The following is a 23,217-nucleotide window of genomic DNA, read 5'->3' as shown; positions in this document are numbered from 1 at the left end:
ACGGGGTACTCCGGCAGTCTGTACGCGATCAAAGACTACTACAGCGTTGATCCGCGTTTACTCGATCCGAACGCCGGTCGGCCCCAGGCTCAGCTGAAACGGATGCTCCGCACGGCTAAACGGCTCGGCCTCAGGGTGATGATGGACCTGGTCATCAACCATACCGCTTTCGATTCGGTCCTGGTCGCCCAACACCCCGAGTGGTACAAATACGACGCCGCCGGAAAACGGGTCCACCCCAGCGCCAGGGACGGCAGAAAAAAGGTCGTGTGGGGCGATCTGGTCGAAATAGACAACGCCGACAGCCCGGACCGTGAACAGCTGTGGCAGTACTGGCTCGGTCTGGTGCGGCACTACGCGGCGCTGGGGTTTGACGGCTTTCGGTGTGACGCAGCCTATAAAGTCCCGGCGGCGCTGTGGACCTTCCTCATCCAGGAGCTGAAACACGCCTACCCCGACCGCCTGTTTGTGGCCGAGTCCTTGGGCTGTCCCATTGAGCAGACCGTGCAGTTGGCCCAGGCCGGGTTCGATTATGTGTTCAACAGCTCAAAGTGGTGGGACTGGAACGGCCGCTGGTGCGTCAACCACTATCAGCGCACCGCACCCTGGGCGCCGTCCATCAGCTTTCCCGAATCGCACGATACCGAGCGCCTAGCCACCGAACTGGGCGGCGACCGGGCTGCGGTCAGGCAGCGCTACGCGTTTGCCGGCCTGTACGCGAGCGGGGTGATGATGCCGATGGGCTTCGAGTACGGCTTTCGCCGTCGGCTCGATGTGGTCAAAACCCGACCCCAGGACTGGGAAGAGCCAGCCTGGGATTTGCGTGACTTCATTGCCGACGTGCACCGCATCAAGATGACCTACCGGGTGTTCAACGAGGAAGGGCCGATACGCCTGCTGCGGGTGCGTAACCGCGAGGTTTTTGCGTGTGTCAAATCCAGCCGGGACGGGGCAGAGCGCGCGCTCTTGTTATTGAACAAGAACCGCTGTTATCCCCAGCGGTGTTGGCTGGGCAGCCTGGGACGTGTTTTTGCCCCGCCCGAGCGCATTGACGACCTGGCTCTGGACGGGCGCTTGCACCATACGCCGGACTTTCGGACCGGCCGGCTCAAACCGGCCGGCGTGAACGTGCTGTACTATCGCCGGGAGGAAGAGGGCGGGGCTGTCCGGCCTACATCGTCAGAAAGGTGTTGATCGCCCGCTTGCCGTCCACCACCAGCGTCGTCTCGACGCTGTCTATGGCCGGCTGGGTGGTGAGTTCCAGGGTGTCCTGGATATTGTTGACCGCCTCTTCATTCACCTCGGCCAGAATATACAGCTTGCGCTTGCCCAGATCGGCCACCGTGTTCATGATTCTGACCCCCTCGGCCGGCTGCATCAGGCGTCGCTGGACCACGCTGGCTGCCGAGCGATTTTGCGCAACGGTCGCCCCGGCGCGCCATGTGATGGTGATCAAAAACTGCATGTGTGCCTCCTGTGACTGGGCGGGCAAAATCGTAATAGGCAGGATCGTACGCCGCTTCTACCCCTGATGGTGTTTGGCTGTCAAGTTCTTTCATGAACGGCGCTCCGTGTCTTGCGCTGATCTTGCGCTGACGGTATGCCACGCCGGGTCCTCGTTCGGTGCTTGAATGAATGCTGCCGAAAAGAGCGGCAGATGGTGGTCCTGGTGCGAATTTCTTGAGCAGTGAGGCGGCAGATGCCGTGCGGCTCGTTCCCCTTCCTCGCCCGGGCTGACGCAAAAACGGCAGCTTGCTTGTAGGCCGCATGTTTTCATACAATTTTCATATGGGTGGTATGTAAATTGCTTATTCTCTCTCAAGAGACATGTTACACAGTGAGGTGTACCGCCTATCTTCTGGAAAAGAGACGTGTCACATGGGTACGCAACACATCAAACGGATTGGGGTGTTGACCGGGGGCGGCGATGCGCCCGGCCTGAATCCGGCGCTGAAAGCCATTGTCTACAAGGCGACCGTCCTGAACATCGAGGTCATCGGCCTGTACGACGGCTGGCACGGCTTGCTGGACGAAGGCTGTCAGGAGTGGACTCGGCTGGAAGACCATATGGTTCGGCGCTGGGACCGTGACGGCGGGACGAATCTGGGTTCGTCCCGGACGAATCCATTCCGCACCCCCCTGCCGGACCAGACTGAGCCGGCTGATCGCTCAGCGGAAGTCCTGACCAATATCGAGCGCTTGCAACTCGATGCGGTGATTGCGCTGGGCGGGGAAGACACGCTGGGGGTTGCGGCCAGGCTGTGTCAGCAGGGCGGCAAGGTCGTCGGCATCCCCAAGACCATAGATAACGATCTGAGCCATACCGACTACACGCTGGGCTTTGATACGGCGCTGCGCAACTGTGCCGAAGTGATCGAACAGGTCCGCACCCCGGCCGGCTCCCATCATTGGGTGCAGATCGTCGAGGTCATGGGCCGCCATGCCGGCCACCTGGCCCTGTGGAGTACCATGGCGGGCGGGGCAGCCATGGTGCTGATTCCCGAGTATCCGTTTTCGTATGAACACGTGTATAGCCTGCTGACCCAACGTCTGGAGCGCGGCAAGCAGAACCGACGCTATCCGCGCTACGCGGTCGTGGTGGTTGCAGAGGGCGCGACGGCCGTCGATGAGGGCTTGGTGACCATAGATACCGACCGGGATGCGTTTGGCCACGAGCGTCTCGGCGGGATCGGCAATCGGCTGGCGGACCGCATTCGTCGCCACACGCCTTTTGATTCCCGAGCGCTTGTCATTGGTCATAGCCAGCGTGGGGGCTCGCCGTCCGTGGTGGACCGAATCATGGGCAGACTGTTCGGGACCAAGGCGGTGGAAGCCGTTGTCGAGGGCGCCTTCGGGCAGATGGTCAGCGCCCAAGGGGTTGCCCCGGCCTGCCAGCTGTCCCTGGTGCCGCTGACACAGGCGGTCGGCGCCCTCAAAACGGTCAATCTTGAGCGCTGGTACGACACCCAGCGCTATTCGCCACGGCTGTGAGGCGACGCTTTTTGTATCGGGAAGGAGTGTGAATTTGAACTGATTAGTCCAAAAACTGAACTTTTGGTCATTCTTGTTGCACAATTTAACGGCTCACAAGATTGTTCCTGCCCCCAGCCCGTGCTAGGGGTTGCAGACATCCAGCTTGCACCCCTGCACCAAGACCAAGCCGCAACTCCAAGGAGGAGACACGATGGCGTTTTATATCAAGCGGAATTATGTGGATAACGGTCCGGGTATCGAAATGGTGAATATTCACTACACCTGGACCCCACTCAACCAAGCCCCGGACTGGGAGGCGCATCGTGAGACCCGCTCCATGCCACGCGGCGGAACGCTGATGCGGGGCTTTGGCGGCACGACCCTGGATGAAACCGGGGAGTCCGTGCAGACTCAGGGCCAGGTGATTGGGCTGCCCGACGACGGGGTCCGGCGCAAGGTCATTCGCCTGCCGTCCGACGTGTGGGATCCCAGCCAGGAAAAGCACGTCGAGGAGTACGCGTTTCATCACTACTACGAGATTTTTCGGGACGGCAAGCGTGAGGAGAGCCCGCTGTACACCGAAGAGATCGTGGCCCAAGAGGTTGAGTTTGTCGACCGCGACGGGACGCTGGGCGGGATGTGCATCTACTGGAGTATCTACGACTGGGACGCGCCGCAGTATCAGCCGACCGAAGTCCCCGAATTCATCGAAAAGTACGGTGAGGACAGCCCCTATCTGTCGTACAAGTTTTACGGCGCGGAGGACATGGAAGCCTTCTCGGAACAGCGCGCCGACATGCTGAAGACGCTGTCCCTGCCGCGCCGCTTTGTGGGCAAGATCCGCGGCCCGCGGGGCGCCGAGGTGGTGCAGAGCTGGCATGTGGGCGGCATGTGGACGCCCAACAAAGCCGAGCGGTGGGAAGACTACTGGGGCAACAATGTGCATGTCCTGTAGAGGGAAACGCCATGTTTACACGGCTCTTTTATGGAACGGTTCAACCGGGCAAAGAAGCTGAGGCAATCGCCCTGCTGACCGAATTCGTCGGGCGGGCCAAGGCGCTGTCCGGCTGCCTGCTGGCCCAGCTGTTGCAAAACGGCAACGAGATTGTCGGCATCAGTACCTGGGCGACGAAAGAGGACTTGGCCGCCTACGCCGACGGCGAGGTGGCCCGCGACCTGTTCACCAAGATTACGCCGCTTTTCATGGGGCGGCCGACTGTCCGCAGCTACGAAGTCCAGCGGAGCCTCTCAGATGCGACGATCATGAAGACCGACTAAGGAGGAGGTCCATGTTTCAACTCACCAAGGTGTGGACCGATCAGGATCCGAGCATCCAGATGGTCGCGGTCCGCTACACCTGGTCGGCACTGGGAGAAGCCGCTACCTGGGACGGAACGGAAGAGACCGAGGTGATGCGGGTCGTCCCCAACACCGACCCCAAGATGCGTCAGGCCGTTATTGAGCCGCCCCGCTATTTCCACGACAAGGACTCGTTTCTTCTGCACCACCGCTTCATGTATGTCCAAAGCGGGCAGGAGCAGCTGTCCGAGGTGTTCAGCGAAGAAATCGTCTCGCGCGAAATCGACTATCTCGACCAAGAGGGGCGCATCACCGAAGTCCGGCTGCTGTGGGGCGTGGACAGCTGGAACGCCCCTAACTGGACCCAGGCCAATCTCGAAGGACTGCATCTGCAAACCCTGCCCGACCGAGCCGGGCATGATCGTGAGGGGGAAGGCCTGGCCGATGACGCGATCTACGAGCTGATTCAGACCGTCCCTCTGCCCCGCCGGTATGTCGGCAAGGTGTGGGGACCGCGCGGCGCGCAGGTCGAGTATCGCTACCAGTTGTTGCGGACAAATTCCCCCTTGCCCGAAGATGATTTTGCCATGTGGATCACCGACAACGGCCACAACTTCCGGGTGAGCCTCGACTGAGAGCCTATGGCTGCGGACGACAGCGGGCAGGGTTCGCCCTCCCGTTTCATTGACAGACGCCTCCTCGCCTGCCCACAGTGTGGCTGGGTGCACTACGCCATGACGTGGGCCGAAACACAGGAGAGCGACCGACAGCTCGCCTATCTGACCCGGCGCTATGAACTCAGCCCGGCGGAACAGGCGCTGTACGCCTCGGCCTACCAACAGTGCCTGCGCTGCGAGTCGCCGGCCGCGACCTTCCGCGCCGCGCAGGAGCGCGACCTGGACCGTGCCGCAGGCCATCTCGTCACCCCGGTTCTCGTTCGGCCCGAAGAGACGCGCCACTGAAATGCCACCAGACCCGAGGAGGAGGCCATGCCCGTATACATCTTGCTGAGCACCCTGACCCCGGAAGGCAGCCAGACGCTCCATAATAATCCTGAACGCATCGAAGAGGTGAACTCCGAGATTGCCGAATTCGGCTGCACTGTCATTGGCCAGTACGCCACGCTCGGCAGCTATGATTTTGTCACCATCGTCGAGGCCCCGGATAACGAAACCATCGCCCACCTGTCGATTGATCTGAGTTCGCGCGGAACGGTGCGGATTACCACATTGCCGGCCATCCCGACCTCGCTCCTGCGCGACAGAATGGCCGGGCCGAAGCAGATCGGCCGCACATGACCGCCTGCGTTCGATTACCAAACCCCGTACCGAGGAATGCCACGTGGACGCAACTCTCCGTATCCTGTTCATCAGCGCCGAAGTTGCTCCGTTTGCCCGGACCGGCGGCTTGGGCGATGTGAACGGCGCCTTGCCCCAGGTCTTGGCCGGGCTGGGGCATGATGTCCGCATTGTCATGCCGCGGTATCAAAGCCTGCGCGACGGAGACTTCCCGCTGACCGAACGCGTATCAGACCTCCAGGTCCCACTGGTCATCGGCCCGCGGCTGGCGCGGGTGTGGCAGACCCACCTGCCCGAGCCGGACGGGGGGGCTGCCCGGGTGCCGGTGTACGCCGTTGAGCAGGACGACTTTTTTGCCCGGCCCGGCCTGTATGGCAACGGGAACGGCGACTATCCCGACAATGCGCTGCGCTTCACCTTCTTTTCCCGGGCCGTCCTGGCCCTGGTCGAGCGGCTGGGCTGGTTTCCCCAGGTCTTTCACTGCCACGACTGGCATACCGGCCTGATTCCGGCCTTGGTGCGCTTTCTGCCCGGCCTGGACGCGCGCAGCAGGCAGGCGGCCAGCGTCTTCACCATCCATAACTTTGCCTATCAGGGTGTCTTCCCTAACTGGGCGTTTGGCCTGACCGGCCTGCCTCCGTTTCTGTTTCAGCCCGAGGGGCTGGAGTTTTACGGCTCCCTCAACTTCATGAAGTCGGGACTGTACTATGCCGACCGGCTGACGACCGTCAGTCCCAGCTATGCCGACGAGATTGGTAACCCGGTCCTTGGCTTTGGTCTGGACGGTTGTATTCGGGCTCGCCGCTCGGCTCTGGTCGGTATTGTGAACGGGGCGGACTACGCGGTCTGGAACCCGGAAACTGACCCCCTGATCGCTGCGCAGTACACCGCCGAAGACCTGAGCGGCAAGGCGGTGTGCAAGCGTGCCGTGTTGGGCGAGTACGGCATGTCCGACGAGCCGGACATGCCGCTGCTGGGCATGGTGACCCGGCTGGTTGACCAGAAGGGCATTGACCTGGTGGCCGGCGCGCTTGATGCCTTGCTGGAGCTGGACTGCCGCCTGGTCATCCTGGGCTCGGGAGAGTCGCGCTACGAGACACTGCTGACCCAGCGGGCCCGGGCGCATCCCGGGCGGGTCGGGGTGCGGATCGGTTTTGACGAAGCCCTGGCCCACCAGATTGAAGCCGGCAGCGACTGTTTTCTGATGCCGTCGCGCTATGAGCCGTGCGGCCTGAATCAGCTCTACAGCCTGCGCTACGGCACGGTGCCGATTGTGCGGGCGACCGGCGGGCTGCGCGACACGGTGAGCCCCTTTGACGCCAACAGCGGACAGGGCACCGGCTTTGTGTTCGAAGATGCCAGCCCCCAGGCGCTGACCCGGGCCGTGCGGGAGGCGCTGACGACTTTTGCCGACCCGGCCGCCTGGCATGGGCTGATGCGCCGGGGCATGGCCCAGGATTTTTCCTGGACACGCTCGGCGCGCCGCTATCTCGACCTGTACCAGGAGCTTGTCAGCGCCCGACAGGCAGCGGTCGCCCCGGGCTAGACCTATGGCTTCAGACCCGTCCAGGGCCCTGGCTCTCGTCCTGTACGCCCACCAACCGTTTGTGCTGGGTCATGAGCGCTGGCCGCACGGCAGCGACTGGCTGTGTGAAGCGGTGACCGAATGCTACTTGCCGCTCCTGGACACGCTCCGCTCGCTGGTTGAGCGCGGCACCTCGCCCCAGCTGACCCTGAGTTTTTCGCCGGTCCTGTGCGAACAGCTGGCCAGCCCCCTCCTGCAAGCCGAACTCGAGTTCTTTCTCGATACCCGTTTGCGGGCGTGCGCCGATACCCGCCGGCATTTTCAGTCCGAGGGCCAGGCCGACACCGCCGATCTGGTGGATTACTGGGAGGAGTTTTACCGCGCCCGGCTCGCGCAGTGGCGGGCTCTTGACGGCGATCTGTTGGCCGCCTTTCGGAGCCTGATGGAAGACGGCCACGTCGAACTCATGACCTCGGCGGCGACCCACGGCTATCTGCCCCTGCTTGCCCGCGAGCAGAGCGTTCGCCTGCAGCTGCGGCTGGCGACCGTCAGCCACGAAACGCACTTTGGCCGTCGTCCGGCCGGGATGTGGCTGCCGGAATGCGGCTATCGTCCACGCTATCACTGGCTTCCGCCGGTTGGCGTCAACCGCCAACACCACCGCTCGCTGCGGCGGGGGCTTGAGGAGCACGTGGCGGCGTGCGGCCTGGCGTTTTTCTGTGTTGACGGGCAGTCCGTTCAGGGCGTCTTCCCCAGTCTCCCCTACCGCGCCGACCCCGCGCTGGTGACGGAGCCGCCCGGCTGGGCAGGCGGGCGCCCGGCAGTCCCGCTCTCGCCGCATCAAACCTACCGGGTCGCCTCGCGGAGTGGGACGGGGACGGCCAAGGCTTTGCTGCGCGACCCCGATAGCAGCCGCCTGGTGTGGAGTCGAGAGGTGGGCTACCCGGGCGACCCGTGGTACCTGGACTTCCATAAGCAGCACGACCCGGGCGGCCTCAAGCTGTGGCGGGTGAGCGAGGAGCGGGCCGAACTGGACCGCAAGCAGGTCTACACGCCCACGCGTGCCCGAGCCCAGGCCCGGGCGCATGCGCGCCATTTTGCCGGCCAGCTGGCCGCGACCGAAGCCGGGCCGGCCGGCCTGACCTGCGCCGCCTACGATGCCGAGCTGCTCGGTCACTGGTGGCACGAGGGGCCGCAGTGGCTGGAGGCCCTCTACCCGGAACTGGACCGCCACCGTATCGTCCCGCTCACCTGTAGCGCGGCCCTCGACCGCTACCCCCCGGCCCGGACCGTCAGCCTTCCTGAAGGCTCGTGGGGGGAGGGTGGAGACCACCGGACCTGGCTGAATAAAGACACCGCCTGGGTCTGGGAGCGACTGTACGACGGGGAGTTTCAGTTTTGGGATGCCATGCAGGCAACGCGCGAGGCAGACCGCAAGGGACCGCTCGGCCGTGTGCTGTGCCAAGCCGGCAAAGAACTCCTGCTGATGCAGGCCTCGGACTGGCCGTTTCTCATCACCACCCAAACGGCTCGTGACTACGCCGAGCAGCGTTTCCTGATCCATTCGACCGATCTGAAACGCCTCCTGCAGCTCGCCCGCTCGGTGCGCCAGCAGGGGCGGCTGGAGGCCGAACAGGAGCGCTTTTTGGCCGACCGGGAGCAGCAGAATTTTCTGTTCCCGGCTCTGGAACAGGTGATGTTCCGATAGGAGGCAGACTGTGCGCAGACTGCGCCTGCTGGGCATGATTATGGCCGGCGGCAAGGGCGAGCGCTTGTTCCCGTTGACGAAATCCCGCAGCAAGCCTGCCGTTCCGTTTGCCGGAAAGCACCGGATTGTCGACTTCGTGCTGTCCAACTTCATCAATTCGGGTATTTTTTCGGTCTACATCCTGGTCCAGTACAAGTCGCAATCGCTGATTGAGCATCTGCGCTCGACCTGGCGCTGGCGCATCGGCGGCGGCCTCAAAGAGACCTTTATTACGGTCGTGCCGCCCCAGATGCGGTGGGGGGAAGACTGGTACCAGGGCACGGCCGACGCCGTGTATCAAAACCTCAACCTGATCCAGGACTTTCGTCCCGATCTGATCGCCGTGTTTGGGGCCGATCATATTTACCGCATGGACCTCAACCAGATGGTCGCCTTTCACCTTGAGCACGCGGCCGAGGCGACGGTTGCGGCACTGCCCGTTCCAGTGTCCGAGGCCGGCAGCTTCGGGGTGATCGAGGTCGATCAGAAACGGCGCATCATCGGCTTTGAGGAGAAGCCGTCCCACCCGAAACCCATGCCCGGGGATTCCGACCGTGTTTATGCCTCGATGGGTAACTATGTGTTTAACACCGACCTGCTGGTCAGGACCTTGCTGGAAGACTCGCGCCGGAGTACCGAGCACGACTTCGGGCGGACGATCATTCCCGAGCTGTTTCCGCGCCAGCAGGTCTTGGCCTACGATTTTCTGGAAAACGAAATCCCCGGCGTCAAACCGGGCGAGGAACGCGCCTACTGGCGCGATGTGGGCACTCTGCGGGCGTATTGGGAGGCGCATATGGATCTGCTGGGCGAGACGCCGGCCTTTGATTTGCACAATCCGCACTGGCCGGTGTTCGGCACCATCTATGACGGTCCGCCGACCCGTTTTTACGGCGGGGAGGTCCGAGACACCCTGGTTGGCGAGGGCTCTCAGCTGGAAGGCGGGCGTATCGTCCGGTCTGTGATCGGCAGCGGCGTGCGGATCGGCAAGGGCGCGGAGATTGAGGAGTCGATCATCATGGACCGGGCCGAGATTGGAGCGGGCGTGAAACTCAAGGGCGCCATTGTTGATCGGTTTCACAGCGTTCCGGCCGGCGCGGTGATCGGGGGAGGGACCGGGACGGATGAGCGTCGCTATTTTCGTGACCCCTCGGGCTTGGTGGTGCTGGAGCGGGGCGAGACGCGTCCTCTGTGATGCCCGCCGGACGGACAGGGAGCAGACACATGGAACACAAAGCGCTGGGCAATACCGATGTGATGATTCCGGAGATCGGGCTGGGGGTATGGCGGTATAGTGGCGGGGTCGAGCCGCTGCGGACCGGCATCGAACTGGGCGCGTTTCTCATTGATACCGCAGAAATATACGGCACCGAAGAAGTCGTCGGCCAGGCCATCAGGGGCCTGCGCGACCGGGTTGTGCTGGCGACCAAGGTGTCGGGCAATCACCTCCATTACGACGACTTGCGGCGAGCGGCAGAGGCCAGTCTGCGCCGTCTGGATACGGACAGCCTCGACCTCTACCAGGTACACTGGCCCAACCCTGGGGTGCCCATTCAGGACACCATGCGGGCGATGGAGTCGCTGGTCGATGACGGGCTGGTGAAACATATCGGGGTGAGTAATTTTTCGCTGGACCAGCTGCAAGCCGCCCAGGCCAGCCTGCGCAATACACCCATTGTGGCAAACCAGGTCCTGTACAATCTGAATCGGCGCGCCATTGAAGCCGACCTGCTGCCCTACTGTCTGGAGCAGCACATCACGATTATCGCCTACACGCCCCTGGACGACGGCCGGCTGGCCACCCCGGCTGTGTTCCCCCACGACTGGCGCATGCGGGCTGTGGAGCAGGTCGCGGCCTTCAGCCGCAAGACACCCGCCCAGGTCGCCCTCAACTGGTGTACCTCGCATCCCAACGTCGTCGTAATTCCCAAGTCGAACAGCACGGCGCGTATCATGGAGAACTGTCAGGCCTCCGGCTGGCGTCTATCTCCCGAGCAGCTCCACTATCTCAATATGACTTTTACCCAGCCTGGAAGCGGATGACAGGTGATACGCACTTGCTGGCGTCAAATGAGTGCTATACGGTCGTCATATGACGTTTGTATTCAGGGGAAATGTCGATGAACCTCCAAGCCTATGCCGACCCGGCGGAGCTGCCGGCAAGTGAAGCCACGCGGGTCGCCAGACTTCTGGCGATTGATGGCCCGGACATCCTGAGCGATGTGCAACTGGCACGACGCATTGATGCCGGCCTGCTTCCAGGGGCAGCTGTGGCCCTGGCCGAGGTACTTGGCAGGCACCGGGTGGTCGGACCCGTTATCCCCGAGGCAACGCTCAGGCGGGTGCGCAAAGCCAACAAAAGGCTCTCCAGGGAGCTGAGCGAGCGGCTGTATGAAATGGGGCGTGTCGTTGATGCGGTCGGCCGCGCCTATCACGGGGACTGGCAGGCCATCGACACATTCCTGCACCGGCCTCATCCTCTGCTGGACGGGGAGACGCCTTTCGATATGGCGCGGTCCAGTTCGGCCGGAGCTGACGCGGTCCTGAACCTCCTGCGTCGAGCCGAGGCCGGCATCGCCCTGTGATGCGGCCACGCACCCTGCCGGAACCGATGCGGACGTATCGGATCGGCGATCCCGCAGGGCAGTTTCCGGTGTGGAGTACGGAAGGCGCAAAACGCACCTCCGGCAGGTGGCACGAAGCCGGGGCTGCCGTGATCTATGCGTCCGAGCACTATTCGACGGCCCTGCTGGAAAAGCTGGTGCACTGGAACGGCGCGCTGCCGCCGAACCAACATTTCATTGAGATCACCATTCCCACGGGGACCAGCTACGAGCTTGTGACGGCCGATATCATCCCGGACTGGTCTGCGCCGAGCGGGGTTGCGGCCCGCCGCTTTGGCCATCAGTGGTATGTGGACAATCGCAGCGCCATCCTGCTTGTCCCTTCTGTGGTCGCGCGGATGGAACGCAATGTCGTCATCAACACCCGCCATGCGGACTTCAGCAGCCTGACGGTTGGGCTGGAGACCCCGGTGTGGTGGGATCGCCGCCTCTTTCCGGCTTGACTTTCCCGACTGTCCGGCCTTGTATGCTCCCATGAGAAAGTCCTTTCTGTGTTGGGTTGTGGCCGTGCTGCTCCTGCCCAGCCCGGTGTGGGCGGTCGAGGCGGCGCCGGCCTTGACCGACCGCGAGATTGCCGAGCGGTTGACGCGGCTCGAAACCCGCCTGGACGAGGGGCTGCAAGGGCTACGGGCCGACATCCAACAACTGCGGGCCGACATGAATCAGCAGAATCAGCAGCTCCGTGAGGACATGGGCCAGCTGCGGGCCGACATGAATCAGCAGAATCAGCAGCTCCGTGAGGACATGAACCGGCAGAATCAGCAGCTGCGGGAAGATATGAATGAGCAGTTCGCCTGTCAGTTTCGCCTGACCCTGGCCCTGCTGGGCGCCTTTAGCGCGCTGGTGGTAGCCATCATCGGCTTTGCCTTGTGGGACCGACGGACGATGCTGCGGCCGTTGGAGCGGACAGTCACGGGTCTGAGCGAGGACCTGAGCCGCAACCGCCAGCGCTTGGAGGCTCTACTCGATGCCTTGCGAGCCTTGGGTCAACGCAATCCCGAAGTCGCCAAGGTGCTCAAACAGTTCAATTTGCTGTAAGCCTCGATTTTCTGTTACAGGCTCGGGGAAGGCGGCTGTCGGAAAGGAGTCGTATGCCAGCCTCTACACCCGGCTGGGTCACAGACGCGGTCTTCTACCAGATTTTTCCAGACCGTTTTGCCCGCTCCGCCCGTCTGGCCAAGCCTGACACGCTGGAAGCCTGGGGCAGTCCGCCGACCGTGTTCGGTTTTCAGGGCGGAGACCTGTTCGGGGTGACCGAACACCTCGACTACCTGGCCGACCTGGGGATCAACGCCCTGTATCTCAACCCGATTTTTTCCTCGGCGGCAAACCACCGCTACCATACCTACGACTATTTCAGGGTCGATCCGCTGCTGGGCGGCACTCCGGCTTTCCGGGAGCTGCTCGACCAGGCGCACGCGCGCGATATCCGCATCGTGCTCGACGGCGTGTTTCACCACGCTGGTCGAGGATTGTGGCAGTTTCATCATACCCTGGAGAACGGCGCAGCCTCGCCCTATGTGGACTGGTTCCACTTCGACCCGGATCGCCTGACGGGCAAACGCCACTTTGCCGCCTATCCTGACCTTGTGGCCCGCAACGCCCTGAAGCAGGGCGTCGGCAGCCGGAAAGCCCTTGGCTATCAGGCCTGGTGGGACCTGCCGGCCCTGCCCAAGTTCAACATTGACACGCCTGCGGTGCGCGAGTTTCTGTGGAGTGTAGCCACTCACTGGATTGAGTTCGGTATCGACGGCTGGCGTCTGGATGTTGCGGCTGAGATCAAGGACGAGACCTTCTGGCAGGAGTTCCGCCAACGGGTCAAAGCGCGTAACCCTGAAGCGTATCTGGTCGGTGAAATCTGGCACGAGGCTCAGCCCTGGTTGCAGGGCGATCAGTTCGACGCGGTCACCAACTACCCGCTGGCGGCGGCCTGTCTGGGATTTTTTGGCGGCGAGCAGCTCGACCTGAGCCAGGCCCGTCAACCCTTGGGCTTCCGCCAGGTCGGCTGCCTCGACTGCCAGGCATTTGCCGACCGGATTGATGCCCTGCTCGACCGGTATGAACCGGCCGTGACGGCGTCTCAGCTCAACCTCCTGGACAGCCACGATACAGCCCGGTTTCTCACCAGCGTGGGCGGAGACCAGACCGCCCTGCGCCTGGCCTGGCTGTTTGTGTGTACGCTGCCGGGCGTGCCGTGCGTGTACTATGGCGACGAAATCGGCCTGCAGGGCGGACCCGACCCGGACTGTCGCAAAGCCTTTGCCTGGGACCCGGATGTCTGGGATCACGGTCTGCGCGGGCATGTCAAAGACTGTATCGCCCTCCGCCGCCGGTTTCCCGCCCTGCGCCACGGCAGCTTCGCCCGGCGCTACGCTGCGGACGGGGTGTATATGTTCCAGAGAAGCCTGGAGGCCGAAAGCCTCGTCGTTGCCCTCAATGTCGCCGGGCAAACCCGCCGGCTCGACCTGGCTTTCCTTGAGGCTGATGGGCAGGTTGCCGCGTGGCAGGTCGTGTGGGGTGACCGGGCGGGGCTGGCGCTGGATGGAGGTCGGCGGATGTTGGCCATAGCGCCGCGCAGCGCTCTTGTCCTGCGGCAGGTATGAGATCGATGGCAAGCCATAGGAGACAGCTCCTTGAGTTGGCCCGCCTGTACGATGTCCAGACGGCCTATACCGACTTCTGGGGGCAACGCCAACGGGCCGAGCCGGAGGCGCTGCTGGCCGTTCTGCGGGCCCTGGGAGCCAGGGTTGAAACGCTCCGGAACGTGCCGGACGCCCTGCGCGAGCGCCGTCAGGAGTTGTGGAGGCGGGTCTGTCCGCAGGTGTGTGTTGCCTGGCAGGGCGTGGCTCCGGCGCTGGAACTGCGGCTTCCGGCCAGCCTCGATGAGCAGCGTACGCTTGCGTACCGTCTCAGCCTGGAGAATGGGCGGGCGCGATCCCGAACCGTCCGGGTGGGCGAGCTGCCCCTGGTCGGGCACCAGACGGTCGAGGGCCAGGGCTATGGGGTGAGACACCTCCGGCTGCCCGAGCGCCTGCCCTTTGGCTTTCATACGCTGCAACTCGAAGGGATCGGGGAGCGGGCGTCGTGTCTGGTCTTGAGTGCGCCGCAAAAAGCCTACGGCCTGAAGGAGAAGGCGTGGGGGGTCTTCCTGCCCCTGTACGCCCTGCACTCGAACACGAGCTGGGGCGGAGGTGATTTTTCGGACCTCGACGCCCTGGTGACGTGGACGGCGGAGCAGGGTGGGGGGAGTGTGGCCACGCTGCCGCTGCTGGCCGCTTTTCTGGGCCACGACGGCGAGCCGTTCGAGCCCAGTCCCTACGCCCCGGTCAGCCGTGTGTTCTGGAACGAGTTGTACCTCAATATCCGACGCATTCCCGAACTGCATGCCTGCCAGGCCGCCCGCGCCCTGTTCACCTCGACGGACGTGCAGGCTGAAGTCGCCGCCCTCCGACACGCCTCGCAGCTTGACTATCGTCGCCAGATGGCGCTCAAGCGGCGTCTGCTCGAAATGCTCGCCCGGCATTTCTTCGCCCGGCCGTCACTGCGCCAGGCAGCTTTTGCCGAGTTTGCCGCCTCCCAGCCCGAGCTGGACGACTACGCGCGCTTCCGTGCGGCCGGTGAGCACTTTGGCGCGCCGTGGCCAGACTGGCCCCAACCGCTCCGGGACGGGCGCATCAGACACGACGCGGTTCCCCAGGACCGCACGAACTATCATCGCTATGTCCAGTGGCTGGCCCACGAGCAGATGCGGGCGGTGGCCGACAAGGCGCGCAAGCACGGGCCCGGGCTGTATCTCGACCTGCCTCTCGGAGTGCACGGCTGGGGCTATGATGTGTGGAAGGAACGCGAGCTTTTTGTCGGCGCGGTGTCGAGCGGTGCGCCACCCGACAACTTTTTTGCCGGCGGACAGAATTGGGGCTTTCCGCCGCTGCATCCCGACACAAGCCGTGCCCGGGCGTATGGCTACGTCAGAGCCTACCTGCGCCACCATCTGCGCCACGCCGGGATTTTGCGTCTCGACCACGTCATGAGCCTGCACCGACTCTTTTGGGTGCCACACGGCTATGAGCCGCGCCAGGGCGTCTACGTCGGCTATCCGGCTGAGGAGTGGTACGCCGTGTTGAGTCTCGAATCGCACCGCAATCGGACCGTTCTGGTTGGCGAGGACCTCGGCACGGTTCCGTCCTCGGTCAGACCCGCCATGGCCCGGCACGGGATTCTGCGCAGCCAGGTGTTGCAGTTCGCCGTGCCGAGGCGTATGCCGGCTCGTGCGCTTGCCAGTCTGAACACCCACGACAGCGCGCCGTTTGCCGCGTTTTGGCGGGGGATGGAGGGACGCGAGCGGGTTGAGTGCGGATTCCTGGAACTCGCCGACCTCGCCGAGGCCGAGAGCGAGCACGAGGACCGCAAGCGGGCGCTGGTGGCGTTTCTGACACAGCACGGCTGGCTGGAGGACCAGGCACCTGATCTGCAGACCGTCTACGCGGGGTGTGTCTCGTATCTGGCCGCCAGTCCTGCCCAACTCGTCCTCATCAACCTGGAAGACGGGTGGGGGGAAACGCAGCGCCAGAATATGCCCGGGACCGGCCAGGAGCGGCCGAACTGGCGCCGCCAGGCCCGCTACGGCTTGGAGACCTTCAATCAAATGCCCCGGCTGCTGGAGTTGACGCGCCGGGTCCACAGCCTGCGCACGGGCAAGACCATTCCCAACACGACGGGTGCCAGGGGCCGTTAATCTCAGACCGACCGTGCGGCCGGCAGATACAGCCGCTCAATATACTCTTTCAGCATACGCCGAGCCGAAAACCGGGGGGGGATGGATGCCAGGGTTGCCTTCATCACCCGCAGCCAGCCGCGCGGGATGCCCCCGGCGTGCCGCTCATAAAAGAGCGGCACGATTTCTTCTGTCAACAGCTCGTAGAAGGCATTCGCCTCGACCTCATCCCGGTCTGCGTCAGACAGCCCTACGTCTGCCGGCTGGACGATCCAGCCGTTTTTGCCGTTATGGGCCTCGCTCCACCAGCCATCGGCAATGCTGAGGTTCGGGATGCCGTTGAGGGCGGCTTTTTCGCCGCTGGTACCACAGGCTTCCTCTGGGGAGACCGGATTATTGAGCCACACATCGACGCCGCGGACCAGGAACTGGGCGATGTGCATATCGTAGTCCTCGACAAACGCGATCCGCCCGCCAAGCCTGTGGTCGCAGGCTGCGGCATACACCTGTTGAATCAGGGCTTGGCCGGGTTCATCGGCCGGATGAGCCTTGCCGGCAAAAATGATCTGGACCGGCTGGTCTGTCGCGCCCAGCAGGGCGTGCAGACGGGCGAGATCGTTGAGCAGGAGGGTGGCCCGCTTATAGGTGGCAAAGCGCCGGGCAAAACCGATCGTCAGAACGTCCGGGTCGAGCAAGCCGCCTGCGGCCAAGACCTGAACGGCGTCGCGGCCGTGCTCGCGCCACAGCTGGCGTGCCCGTTCGCGCAGAAACCGGATCAGTTCGTGTTTGAGCCGCAGGTGGACCGCCCACAGGTCTTCGTCCGGGATATCTGCGATACGCCGCCACAGTTGTGGATCGTCGTGGCTGGCCAGCCAGTCCGAGCCGAGATGCCGGGCGAACAGGCGGCCGAGTTCAGGGGCCAGCCAGGTCGGCACATGCACCCCGTTGGTGATTGCGCTGATCGGTATCTGATCGGGGTTGGCCTCTGGCCAGACCGAGCGCCACATGCGGTGGGAGACCGTCGCATGGATGTGGCTGACGGCATTTCGCCGGCCGGACAGGCGTAGGGCCAGGACGGTCATATGGAAGCGTTCGTCGGCCTGTCGCCCATAGCGGGCCAAGTCAAAAAAACGCTCCCGGTCAACTCCCAGCTCCTCCCACCAGGCCGGCAGGCAGTGCTCAACCAGGTCAAAAGGAAACGCATCGTGACCGGCCGGAACAGGTGTGTGGGTGGTAAACACGCTGCTGGCCCGGACCCGGGCCAGCGTCTCGTTGAAGGAGAATCCCTCACCCACGAGTTCGCGCAGGCGCTCAATCAGGACCAGGGCGGCGTGGCCCTCGTTCAGGTGCCACACGCGCGGGGCAATGCCCAGGGCGCGCAGCGCGCGTACCCCGCCAATGCCGAGCACAATCTCCTGGCGCAGCCGCGTCTCCTGATCGCCGCCGTACAGGCGGGCTGACAGGACACGGTCCTCAGCCGCATTGGCCTCCACATCGCTATCCAGCAGATACAGGCAGATGCGGCCCAGCCGGAGCTGCCACACGGCCAGGTATACGTCATGGGATGCGATGCGCACCCGTACCTGACGCTGTGTCCCCTCGGGCGTCAGGACTGGACTGACGGGAGCCACGCTCCGCTCAAGCTCGGTGTAGCGCGTTTCCTGGCGTCCGTCCGGGGACAGGCGTTGGTGAAAATAGCCCTGGCCATACAGCAGCCCGACGCCGACCAGGGGCAGGCCGAGATCGCTCGCCTCCTTGCAGTGATCGCCGGCCAGCACGCCCAGGCCGCCGCTGTAAATGGGCAACGAGCCGTGCAGGCCGAACTCGGCCGAGAAATAGGCGATGGGCGCCTGCCTGAACTCCGGGGCAGGGTGGGGGGAGGCCGATAGTGCCGCATCAAATGCCCGCAGGACCGTGTCATAGCGTGCAAGAAAGTCGGGGTCGCGGGCCAGGCTGCGCAGGCGCCGGGGGGCGACAGCGTGGAGCAGTGTGACCGGATTGGGCGTGCCGCTGGAGACGCTCGTCTGCCACAGTCCCGTATCAATCGTCGAGAACAATTCCACAGCTTCCGGATACCAGCTCCACCACAGGTTGGCGGCGAGATCGCTCAATCTCCGAATACGCAGGGGAAGCGACTGGGCGAGGGAGGCTGGGGCCATGGTTTCTCTCGTGCGGGCTCGGGTCTTTGTAGCCGATTGTTGGCGCGGGTGAAAGTGTCGTCTCGATTTCACAGGCACAGTATATGACACGCCTGTCCCTCTTTCGGACTGGGGCGGGGTGTGTCAAAAGTTGTGCCATGACGGGAACGATTCTTGTGGCCGAAGACGAAACCATCCCGCGCAAGAATATCTGCCGGGTCTTGCACGAAGAAGGCTACCGGGTCCACGAAGTGACCGACGGACGGGCGGCGCTGGTCGCCATTGATGAGCGTGACTTCGACCTGGTGCTGACCGATCTCCGCATGCCCGGTGCCGACGGCTTGGCCGTGCTCCGACGCGTACGGGAGGTCGCGCCCCAGACCTTTGTGGCGATCATGACCGCCCATGCGTCGGTTGATACCGCAGTAGCCGCCCTGCAACTCGGCGCCCAGGACTATCTGCTCAAGCCGATTGTGTTTGATGACTTGCTGCGCAAGGTCCATCTGTTGATGGAGCACAAGAGCCTGGCTTGGGAAAACCAGATGTTGCGGCGCGAGGTCAACCGCCATATCGACCCCAGCGGCATGGTTGGCGAGAGCCCGGCCATGCGCGCAGTGCTGAAGCTGATCAGCAAGGTGGCGGCTACGGCCAGCACGGTCCTGATCACCGGCGAGAGCGGGGTGGGCAAGGAACTCGTCGCCCGGGCGATTCATGCCGAGAGCCTGCGCCAGGACAAGGTCTTTCTGCCCGTGAACTGTAGCGCCATCCCGGACACGCTGTTGGAGAGCCAGCTGTTCGGTCATACCAAGGGCGCCTTCACGGGCGCCCTGAGCGCCCAGGACGGCCTGTTTCGCAAGGCCCGGGGGGGCACGATTTTCCTGGACGAGATCGGCGAACTGCCCCTCACCCTGCAACCCAAGCTGCTGCGAGTCATAGAGCGTAAGGAGGTCTTGCCGCTCGGGGCAACCACGCCCATACAGGTCGACGTGCGTATCTTGGCCGCCAGCAATCGGGATCTCGAAAAAGAGATTGAGGCCGGCCGCTTTCGCGCAGACCTGTTCTATCGCCTGAATGTGGTCGGCATTCCGGTCCCGCCGCTGCGGGAACGGCGGGACGATATCCCTCTCCTGGTTGAGCATCTGATTCAGCGCCACAACCTCGAAATGAAGACAAACTGTAGAGGGGTGACCCACGAGGCCATGCAGCTGCTCCTGGCCGCACCCTGGAAGGGCAATGTGCGTGAGCTGGAGAACGTTCTGGAACGGGCCATGATTCTGGGCAATGACGAGTGGTTGAGCCCGGAAGACCTGCCCAGCGGACAGGCGCTCAGCCGGGATACCGGCCAAGCGGGCCATGAGCTGAAGGCCGCCCTGCGCAGCTACGAAAAAAGCCACATCGAGTACGTGCTGCGGGAAGCCGGCCGGGACCGGGTACGGGCGGCCAAGCTCCTGGGCATCAGCCGCTCCTCGCTGTACCGGAAAATGGATCAGCTCGGGGTTGCGCTCGACTGATCCAGACTGCCCGACGCGTGTCAGCTGGGCGACGGAGGAGACTTGGCGCTGGGCCGTCTCTTCCTGGTCTTTGGTGTGGCCGGCGGACAGGCCGGCAGGCTGAGCCGAAAAACGGTCCCCCGACCCGGCTCGGTGGTATAGGTAATCGTCCCCTCGTGGGCCAGGACAATCTGGCGTACCACGGCCAGCCCCAGCCCCATGCCGCTCGGTTTGGTGGTGGTGAACAGCTCAAAAATATCCAGGCCGTCCGGGATACCGGCCCCCGTGTCCACCACCTCCAGTGAGACCTGGCCGTCGGCCTGGCCGGCCCGGACGGTCAGGTGGCCGCCCTGCGGCATGGCTTCGACCGCATTTTGACACAGATTGAGCACGACCTGCTTGAGCTTCTCCTGGTCGCCCATGACCAGAGGCAGATCGAACCGAATCTCGTTGTGGATCTGAATCCCCCGCTCGGCGTATTGGACGGTTTCCACCGCCAGCAGCTCGGTGACGAGGCTGGCCAGCGCGGTCGGTTGCAGGTCGAGCGCATGGGCGCGGGCCAGGGAGCGGAACTCGACCAGCAGCGAGCGGAGGCGGTTGATCTCGCTCGACAGGTCGTGGACGGTCGCGCGGAGCAACTCCTTGTCGGGTGGCCCCGGCTTCATCAGATCGCGCTCCAACAGCTGCACGGTCGTGGACATGCCGTTGAGCGGGTTGCCGATTTCATGGACCAGCTTGGCGGTGGTAAGGCCCATGGTGGCCGGTCTTCTGGGGTCCGAGCGGCTGGTCTCGGCGGCCGGGCCCGCGTCTTCCTGTCCTTGGCCATCCTCCTCCTTATAGCGTGGTGTCCCAGCTTTGCAACGCGCTGGCGCTCATCCTGTCCTGGAAATGGGACACACCGGGCTGCGAGAGGTCACACATAGCCGTTTTCAACCTGGCACGCAGCTTGCAACAGGTTTGGATAGGCGGACGTGCTTTTCGTGACCGGGACACGGAGGACCAGCAATGCCAATTCTACAAAAGCTGCGAGACGTGCTTGAGGCGCATGACGTTCCATACCGGGTGCTGACCCATCCACGGGCCTACTCGGCGCAGCGAACGGCCGCCTGCCAACACATCCCTGGCAAACATATGGCCAAGGTAGTGATGGTCAAGCAGGGCGAGCGGTCGGTCATGACCGTACTGCCGGCCACTCACCGGGTGAATTTGGGCCAGTTGCAGGCCAGGCTCGGCGAGTCGGTGCGGCTCGAAGGCGAGCAAGAGTTCCGGCTGCTGTTTCCCTACTGTGAGACCGGAGCCGAGCCGCCCTTTGGCAATCTGTTCGGTCTGGACGTGTGGGTTGATCGGACGCTGGCCGAGGACGAGGAGATTGTGTTCAACGCCGGGACGCACTGCCACGCTGTGCGTATGCGTTATGCGGATTTCGCCTGGCTCGTCCAGCCTCAGGTGGCGGCCTTTGCCCAGCCGGTCTGAGTCGGTCATCCACAGTGCTGCGGGAGGTGCGATGCTGATTATCCGATTTACCGACAGCTACGGTCATCAGGAGGAACTCCGCTTTACCGAGTTCGAGACGCTGAGCGACTATCTGGCCTATCATCTCAAACATCACGGGTTTGGTGACGACGAGCGTCCGAGCCGCTGGGAAGAGCTGAGCTACGAAGAGTTGGCCGATATGCTCGGTGATGAAGCCGCGGACTCCTGGTCGGATGCCTACGCCATTGCCAAGCGGTATGGCAAAGCCGTGTGGGGCTGCGGACCGGGCATCCCGGCCGGCTGGTACACGCCCCAAGACCTCGGAGAGGTCTTGGACCGCCTGTGGGAATATATTTCCCAGTCATGGCGGGACGTGGAAGTGATTGAGTCGCATGCCGCCTAGCTGCGGCTCGGGGGAGGAGTGAGGCGCCTATGAAGGTGAAAGACATCCTGGAGAGCAAGGGTAGCGCGGTGGCGACCATCCCGGCCGAGGCCAGCCTGCACGACGCCCTGGAGCGCTTGATCGAGCTGCGGATCGGCTCCCTGGTCGTGGTTGACGGCCACGACCCGATCGCCGGCATTCTCACCGAGCGTGATCTGCTGCGCGAGTGCGCGATCCATCCCGAAGGCATGCGCGAGATGGCGGTGCGGGAGATCATGAGTTCCAACCCGATTATCGCCGTTCCCGAGGATGAGGTGGCGTATATCATGGGCATCATGACCCATAACCGTATTCGACACCTGCCCATTCTCGATGGCGAGCGTTTGGCCGGGATGATCTCGATTGGCGACGTGGTCAAGGCCCAACTCGAAGCCGCGGAGTTTGAGAACCGCTATCTCAGAGACTTCATCCAGCACAGCTAGGCAGCAGAAAGGAGGCCACCGTGGCTACATCAGATGTTACCCACACTCCAGCCGTGTCGCGCCCGTCCGCGACCGGGCTAACGACGTTTGCCCAGGAAGGCATGGTTGCCGGGCTGCTCGGGGCGGTCACCATTGCGGTGTGGTTCCTGGTCGTGGACAGCCTGAGCGGCCGCCCGCTGTATACCCCGACCGTGCTCGGGCTGGCCCTGTTCCAAGGTACGGCCGGCCTGGCCTCCAGTGTTGCCATCGACCTGGAGATGGTCCTGATGTTTACCTGGGTGCACGGCCTTGTCTTCATGGCTATCGGTGGCCTGGTGTCGTATCTGCTGGACCTGGCCGAGCATCATCCGCATGTCGGCTTCGGGGTGGTGCTGCTGTTTGTCGTCCTGGAGTTGGGCTTTGTGGTGGTCAGCCTGGTGTTTGCCGAGCCGGTGCTGCGCGCCCTGGCGTGGTCGGCGGTTCTGGTCGGCAATCTGTTCGCGGCCGTGGTCATGGTCGGCTATTTCTGGCGTCATCATCCCCGGCTGACCATCGAACCCTAGTCGGGGAGACGCCTGCGTCGCCTTCAGGCTACGTCCGGCGGCAGCGGCAGCTCGTGGTCCACGAAATAGCGGATCACATCCTGGGGGGTGATCAGGCCCACTACACTCCCCTGGCGGGTGACGGGCAGATGGTGGAGCTGTTTGAGGCGCAGGAGGCGGACGACGCTGTCGGCCGAGGCAAACTCATCGACCGTGATGACCGACCGGGTCATAATCGTCCGGACCGGGGTTTCGGCTGATGCCGACTGGAGCAGGGCGTTCAGGACATCGCTCTCGGTAACGATGCCTACCACCTGACCTGAACCGTCCACAACCGGCAGCGCGCTGATCACGATGCTGGCTAGTTCCTGGGCCGCCTCGGCCAGGCTGGTGTCCGGCGCAGCCGTTGCCACCTGGGCGGCCATGAGTTGACGGGCGTGTCCTTTCATCGCTGGCTCCTCTCCACCGATTCTTCCTGACCCAGGCGCTACGGCAGAGCTGATCGACGCTGAGTAGCTGGGCGCCTGCCCAGATCATACTCCAGTCGGGCT

25 protein-coding genes are annotated in these 23,217 nt (G+C 63.6%); 21 read left to right on the top strand and 4 right to left on the bottom strand.

Annotated features, from left to right (window positions below):
* The coding region (locus tag J4F42_05865; GenBank protein MCE2485019.1) for a hypothetical protein at nucleotides 1-1,194 on the top strand (1,194 nt) is incomplete at its 5' end.
* Here J4F42_05865 and J4F42_05860 read toward each other — a convergent pair.
* Nucleotides 1,172-1,465, bottom strand: coding sequence for a hypothetical protein (locus tag J4F42_05860; protein ID MCE2485018.1), 294 nt, complete (start codon nucleotides 1,463-1,465; stop codon nucleotides 1,172-1,174). The genes J4F42_05865 and J4F42_05860 overlap by 23 nt on opposite strands.
* A 413-nt stretch (nucleotides 1,466-1,878) precedes the next feature.
* Between J4F42_05860 and J4F42_05855 the strand changes: the two genes are divergently transcribed.
* The 15 genes from J4F42_05855 (at nucleotide 1,879) to malQ (ending at nucleotide 16,201) form a co-directional block, all read left to right on the top strand.
* The gene (locus tag J4F42_05855; protein ID MCE2485017.1) at nucleotides 1,879-2,991 is read left to right on the top strand and encodes an ATP-dependent 6-phosphofructokinase; all 1,113 of its coding nucleotides are present in this window, start codon (nucleotides 1,879-1,881) and stop codon (nucleotides 2,989-2,991) included.
* A gap of 193 nt (nucleotides 2,992-3,184) precedes the next feature.
* The gene (locus J4F42_05850; protein MCE2485016.1) at nucleotides 3,185-3,928 is read left to right on the top strand and encodes a hypothetical protein; all 744 of its coding nucleotides are present in this window, start codon (nucleotides 3,185-3,187) and stop codon (nucleotides 3,926-3,928) included.
* An 11-nt stretch (nucleotides 3,929-3,939) separates the two neighbouring features.
* On the top strand, nucleotides 3,940-4,251 hold the full coding sequence (locus J4F42_05845; GenBank protein MCE2485015.1) for an antibiotic biosynthesis monooxygenase: 312 nt from the start codon (nucleotides 3,940-3,942) through the stop codon (nucleotides 4,249-4,251).
* Nucleotides 4,252-4,262: 11 nt separating this feature from the next.
* Nucleotides 4,263-4,907 (top strand): hypothetical protein, encoded by a 645-nt coding sequence (locus J4F42_05840; protein ID MCE2485014.1) that lies wholly within the window; start codon nucleotides 4,263-4,265, stop codon nucleotides 4,905-4,907.
* 6 nt (nucleotides 4,908-4,913) lie between these two features.
* On the top strand, nucleotides 4,914-5,234 hold the full coding sequence (locus J4F42_05835) for a hypothetical protein (protein MCE2485013.1): 321 nt from the start codon (nucleotides 4,914-4,916) through the stop codon (nucleotides 5,232-5,234).
* Nucleotides 5,235-5,261: 27 nt separating this feature from the next.
* The gene (locus tag J4F42_05830) at nucleotides 5,262-5,570 is read left to right on the top strand and encodes a GYD domain-containing protein (protein ID MCE2485012.1); all 309 of its coding nucleotides are present in this window, start codon (nucleotides 5,262-5,264) and stop codon (nucleotides 5,568-5,570) included.
* Nucleotides 5,571-5,613: 43 nt separating this feature from the next.
* A complete protein-coding gene (gene glgA / locus J4F42_05825) occupies nucleotides 5,614-7,116 on the top strand; it encodes a glycogen synthase GlgA (protein MCE2485011.1) in 1,503 nt (500 codons plus the stop codon).
* 4 nt (nucleotides 7,117-7,120) lie between these two features.
* The gene (locus tag J4F42_05820; GenBank protein ID MCE2485010.1) at nucleotides 7,121-8,803 is read left to right on the top strand and encodes a DUF1957 domain-containing protein; all 1,683 of its coding nucleotides are present in this window, start codon (nucleotides 7,121-7,123) and stop codon (nucleotides 8,801-8,803) included.
* Nucleotides 8,804-8,813: 10 nt separating this feature from the next.
* Nucleotides 8,814-10,037 (top strand): glucose-1-phosphate adenylyltransferase, encoded by a 1,224-nt coding sequence (gene glgC / locus J4F42_05815; GenBank protein MCE2485009.1) that lies wholly within the window; start codon nucleotides 8,814-8,816, stop codon nucleotides 10,035-10,037.
* 29 nt (nucleotides 10,038-10,066) lie between these two features.
* Nucleotides 10,067-10,885: an aldo/keto reductase gene (locus J4F42_05810; GenBank protein ID MCE2485008.1), complete on the top strand. Its 819-nt coding sequence runs from the start codon at nucleotides 10,067-10,069 to the stop codon at nucleotides 10,883-10,885.
* Nucleotides 10,886-10,962: 77 nt separating this feature from the next.
* Nucleotides 10,963-11,427, top strand: coding sequence for a DUF2384 domain-containing protein (locus tag J4F42_05805; protein ID MCE2485007.1), 465 nt, complete (start codon nucleotides 10,963-10,965; stop codon nucleotides 11,425-11,427).
* Nucleotides 11,427-11,909, top strand: a complete 483-nt coding sequence (locus J4F42_05800) for an RES domain-containing protein (GenBank protein ID MCE2485006.1) — start codon at nucleotides 11,427-11,429, stop codon at nucleotides 11,907-11,909. Before J4F42_05805 ends, J4F42_05800 begins: the two co-directional genes overlap by 1 nt.
* 31 nt (nucleotides 11,910-11,940) lie before the next feature.
* Complete coding sequence (locus tag J4F42_05795; protein MCE2485005.1) at nucleotides 11,941-12,504, top strand: OmpH family outer membrane protein; 564 nt, start codon at nucleotides 11,941-11,943, stop codon at nucleotides 12,502-12,504.
* Between the two features lie 53 nt (nucleotides 12,505-12,557).
* Entirely contained in the window at nucleotides 12,558-14,069 is a 1,512-nt protein-coding gene (locus J4F42_05790; protein ID MCE2485004.1) for a glycoside hydrolase family 13 protein, read from the top strand.
* Between the two features lie 5 nt (nucleotides 14,070-14,074).
* Entirely contained in the window at nucleotides 14,075-16,201 is a 2,127-nt protein-coding gene (gene malQ / locus J4F42_05785; GenBank protein MCE2485003.1) for a 4-alpha-glucanotransferase, read from the top strand.
* A gap of 2 nt (nucleotides 16,202-16,203) precedes the next feature.
* On the opposite strand, the gene glgP is transcribed toward malQ, so the two are convergent.
* Nucleotides 16,204-18,339: an alpha-glucan family phosphorylase gene (glgP, locus tag J4F42_05780; GenBank protein ID MCE2485002.1), complete on the bottom strand. Its 2,136-nt coding sequence runs from the start codon at nucleotides 18,337-18,339 to the stop codon at nucleotides 16,204-16,206.
* Between the two features lie 137 nt (nucleotides 18,340-18,476).
* Between glgP and J4F42_05775 the strand changes: the two genes are divergently transcribed.
* On the top strand, nucleotides 18,477-19,829 hold the full coding sequence (locus J4F42_05775; protein MCE2485001.1) for a sigma-54-dependent Fis family transcriptional regulator: 1,353 nt from the start codon (nucleotides 18,477-18,479) through the stop codon (nucleotides 19,827-19,829).
* Between the two features lie 20 nt (nucleotides 19,830-19,849).
* Here the strand turns inward: J4F42_05775 and J4F42_05770 are convergent, their stop codons facing one another.
* Complete coding sequence (locus J4F42_05770) at nucleotides 19,850-20,563, bottom strand: HAMP domain-containing histidine kinase (protein ID MCE2485000.1); 714 nt, start codon at nucleotides 20,561-20,563, stop codon at nucleotides 19,850-19,852.
* Between the two features lie 250 nt (nucleotides 20,564-20,813).
* Between J4F42_05770 and J4F42_05765 the strand changes: the two genes are divergently transcribed.
* From J4F42_05765 to J4F42_05750, 4 genes are read left to right on the top strand one after another with little or no spacing between them, the layout of a single operon-like run.
* The gene (locus tag J4F42_05765; protein ID MCE2484999.1) at nucleotides 20,814-21,281 is read left to right on the top strand and encodes a hypothetical protein; all 468 of its coding nucleotides are present in this window, start codon (nucleotides 20,814-20,816) and stop codon (nucleotides 21,279-21,281) included.
* Between the two features lie 31 nt (nucleotides 21,282-21,312).
* Nucleotides 21,313-21,684 carry a hypothetical protein gene (locus tag J4F42_05760; GenBank protein MCE2484998.1) on the top strand — a complete coding sequence of 124 codons (372 nt, stop codon included), beginning with the start codon at nucleotides 21,313-21,315 and terminating at the stop codon, nucleotides 21,682-21,684.
* A gap of 29 nt (nucleotides 21,685-21,713) precedes the next feature.
* The gene (locus tag J4F42_05755) at nucleotides 21,714-22,145 is read left to right on the top strand and encodes a CBS domain-containing protein (protein ID MCE2484997.1); all 432 of its coding nucleotides are present in this window, start codon (nucleotides 21,714-21,716) and stop codon (nucleotides 22,143-22,145) included.
* A 20-nt stretch (nucleotides 22,146-22,165) separates the two neighbouring features.
* Nucleotides 22,166-22,687: a hypothetical protein gene (locus J4F42_05750; GenBank protein MCE2484996.1), complete on the top strand. Its 522-nt coding sequence runs from the start codon at nucleotides 22,166-22,168 to the stop codon at nucleotides 22,685-22,687.
* A gap of 23 nt (nucleotides 22,688-22,710) precedes the next feature.
* Here J4F42_05750 and J4F42_05745 read toward each other — a convergent pair whose 3' ends face one another.
* Nucleotides 22,711-23,115, bottom strand: a complete 405-nt coding sequence (locus J4F42_05745; GenBank protein MCE2484995.1) for a CBS domain-containing protein — start codon at nucleotides 23,113-23,115, stop codon at nucleotides 22,711-22,713.
* Between the last annotated feature and the right edge of the window lie 102 nt (nucleotides 23,116-23,217).

The sequence above is a fragment of the Desulfurellaceae bacterium genome, from assembly GCA_021296095.1.
Lineage (GTDB): Bacteria > Desulfobacterota > Binatia > Bin18 > Bin18 > JAAXHF01.
The sequence above is the reverse complement of the archived record's forward strand: the minus strand, read 5'-3'. Positions and strand labels throughout refer to the sequence as shown.

Bases quoted from the DNA above. Each gene is read 5' to 3' on its own strand.
- J4F42_05860 (MCE2485018.1), bottom strand. From the start codon at position 1,465: ATGCAGTTTTTGATCACCATCACATGGCGCGCCGGGGCGACCGTTGCG.
- J4F42_05855 (MCE2485017.1), top strand. From the start codon at position 1,879: ATGGGTACGCAACACATCAAACGGATTGGGGTGTTGACCGGGGGCGGC.
- J4F42_05850 (MCE2485016.1), top strand. From the start codon at position 3,185: ATGGCGTTTTATATCAAGCGGAATTATGTGGATAACGGTCCGGGTATC.
- J4F42_05845 (MCE2485015.1), top strand. From the start codon at position 3,940: ATGTTTACACGGCTCTTTTATGGAACGGTTCAACCGGGCAAAGAAGCT.
- J4F42_05840 (MCE2485014.1), top strand. From the start codon at position 4,263: ATGTTTCAACTCACCAAGGTGTGGACCGATCAGGATCCGAGCATCCAG.
- J4F42_05835 (MCE2485013.1), top strand. From the start codon at position 4,914: ATGGCTGCGGACGACAGCGGGCAGGGTTCGCCCTCCCGTTTCATTGAC.
- J4F42_05830 (MCE2485012.1), top strand. From the start codon at position 5,262: ATGCCCGTATACATCTTGCTGAGCACCCTGACCCCGGAAGGCAGCCAG.
- J4F42_05820 (MCE2485010.1), top strand. From the start codon at position 7,121: ATGGCTTCAGACCCGTCCAGGGCCCTGGCTCTCGTCCTGTACGCCCAC.
- J4F42_05810 (MCE2485008.1), top strand. From the start codon at position 10,067: ATGGAACACAAAGCGCTGGGCAATACCGATGTGATGATTCCGGAGATC.
- J4F42_05805 (MCE2485007.1), top strand. From the start codon at position 10,963: ATGAACCTCCAAGCCTATGCCGACCCGGCGGAGCTGCCGGCAAGTGAA.
- J4F42_05800 (MCE2485006.1), top strand. From the start codon at position 11,427: ATGCGGCCACGCACCCTGCCGGAACCGATGCGGACGTATCGGATCGGC.
- J4F42_05795 (MCE2485005.1), top strand. From the start codon at position 11,941: ATGAGAAAGTCCTTTCTGTGTTGGGTTGTGGCCGTGCTGCTCCTGCCC.
- J4F42_05790 (MCE2485004.1), top strand. From the start codon at position 12,558: ATGCCAGCCTCTACACCCGGCTGGGTCACAGACGCGGTCTTCTACCAG.
- malQ (MCE2485003.1), top strand. From the start codon at position 14,075: ATGGCAAGCCATAGGAGACAGCTCCTTGAGTTGGCCCGCCTGTACGAT.
- glgP (MCE2485002.1), bottom strand. From the start codon at position 18,339: ATGGCCCCAGCCTCCCTCGCCCAGTCGCTTCCCCTGCGTATTCGGAGA.
- J4F42_05775 (MCE2485001.1), top strand. From the start codon at position 18,477: ATGACGGGAACGATTCTTGTGGCCGAAGACGAAACCATCCCGCGCAAG.
- J4F42_05770 (MCE2485000.1), bottom strand. From the start codon at position 20,563: ATGGGCCTTACCACCGCCAAGCTGGTCCATGAAATCGGCAACCCGCTC.
- J4F42_05765 (MCE2484999.1), top strand. From the start codon at position 20,814: ATGCCAATTCTACAAAAGCTGCGAGACGTGCTTGAGGCGCATGACGTT.
- J4F42_05760 (MCE2484998.1), top strand. From the start codon at position 21,313: ATGCTGATTATCCGATTTACCGACAGCTACGGTCATCAGGAGGAACTC.
- J4F42_05755 (MCE2484997.1), top strand. From the start codon at position 21,714: ATGAAGGTGAAAGACATCCTGGAGAGCAAGGGTAGCGCGGTGGCGACC.
- J4F42_05745 (MCE2484995.1), bottom strand. From the start codon at position 23,115: ATGAAAGGACACGCCCGTCAACTCATGGCCGCCCAGGTGGCAACGGCT.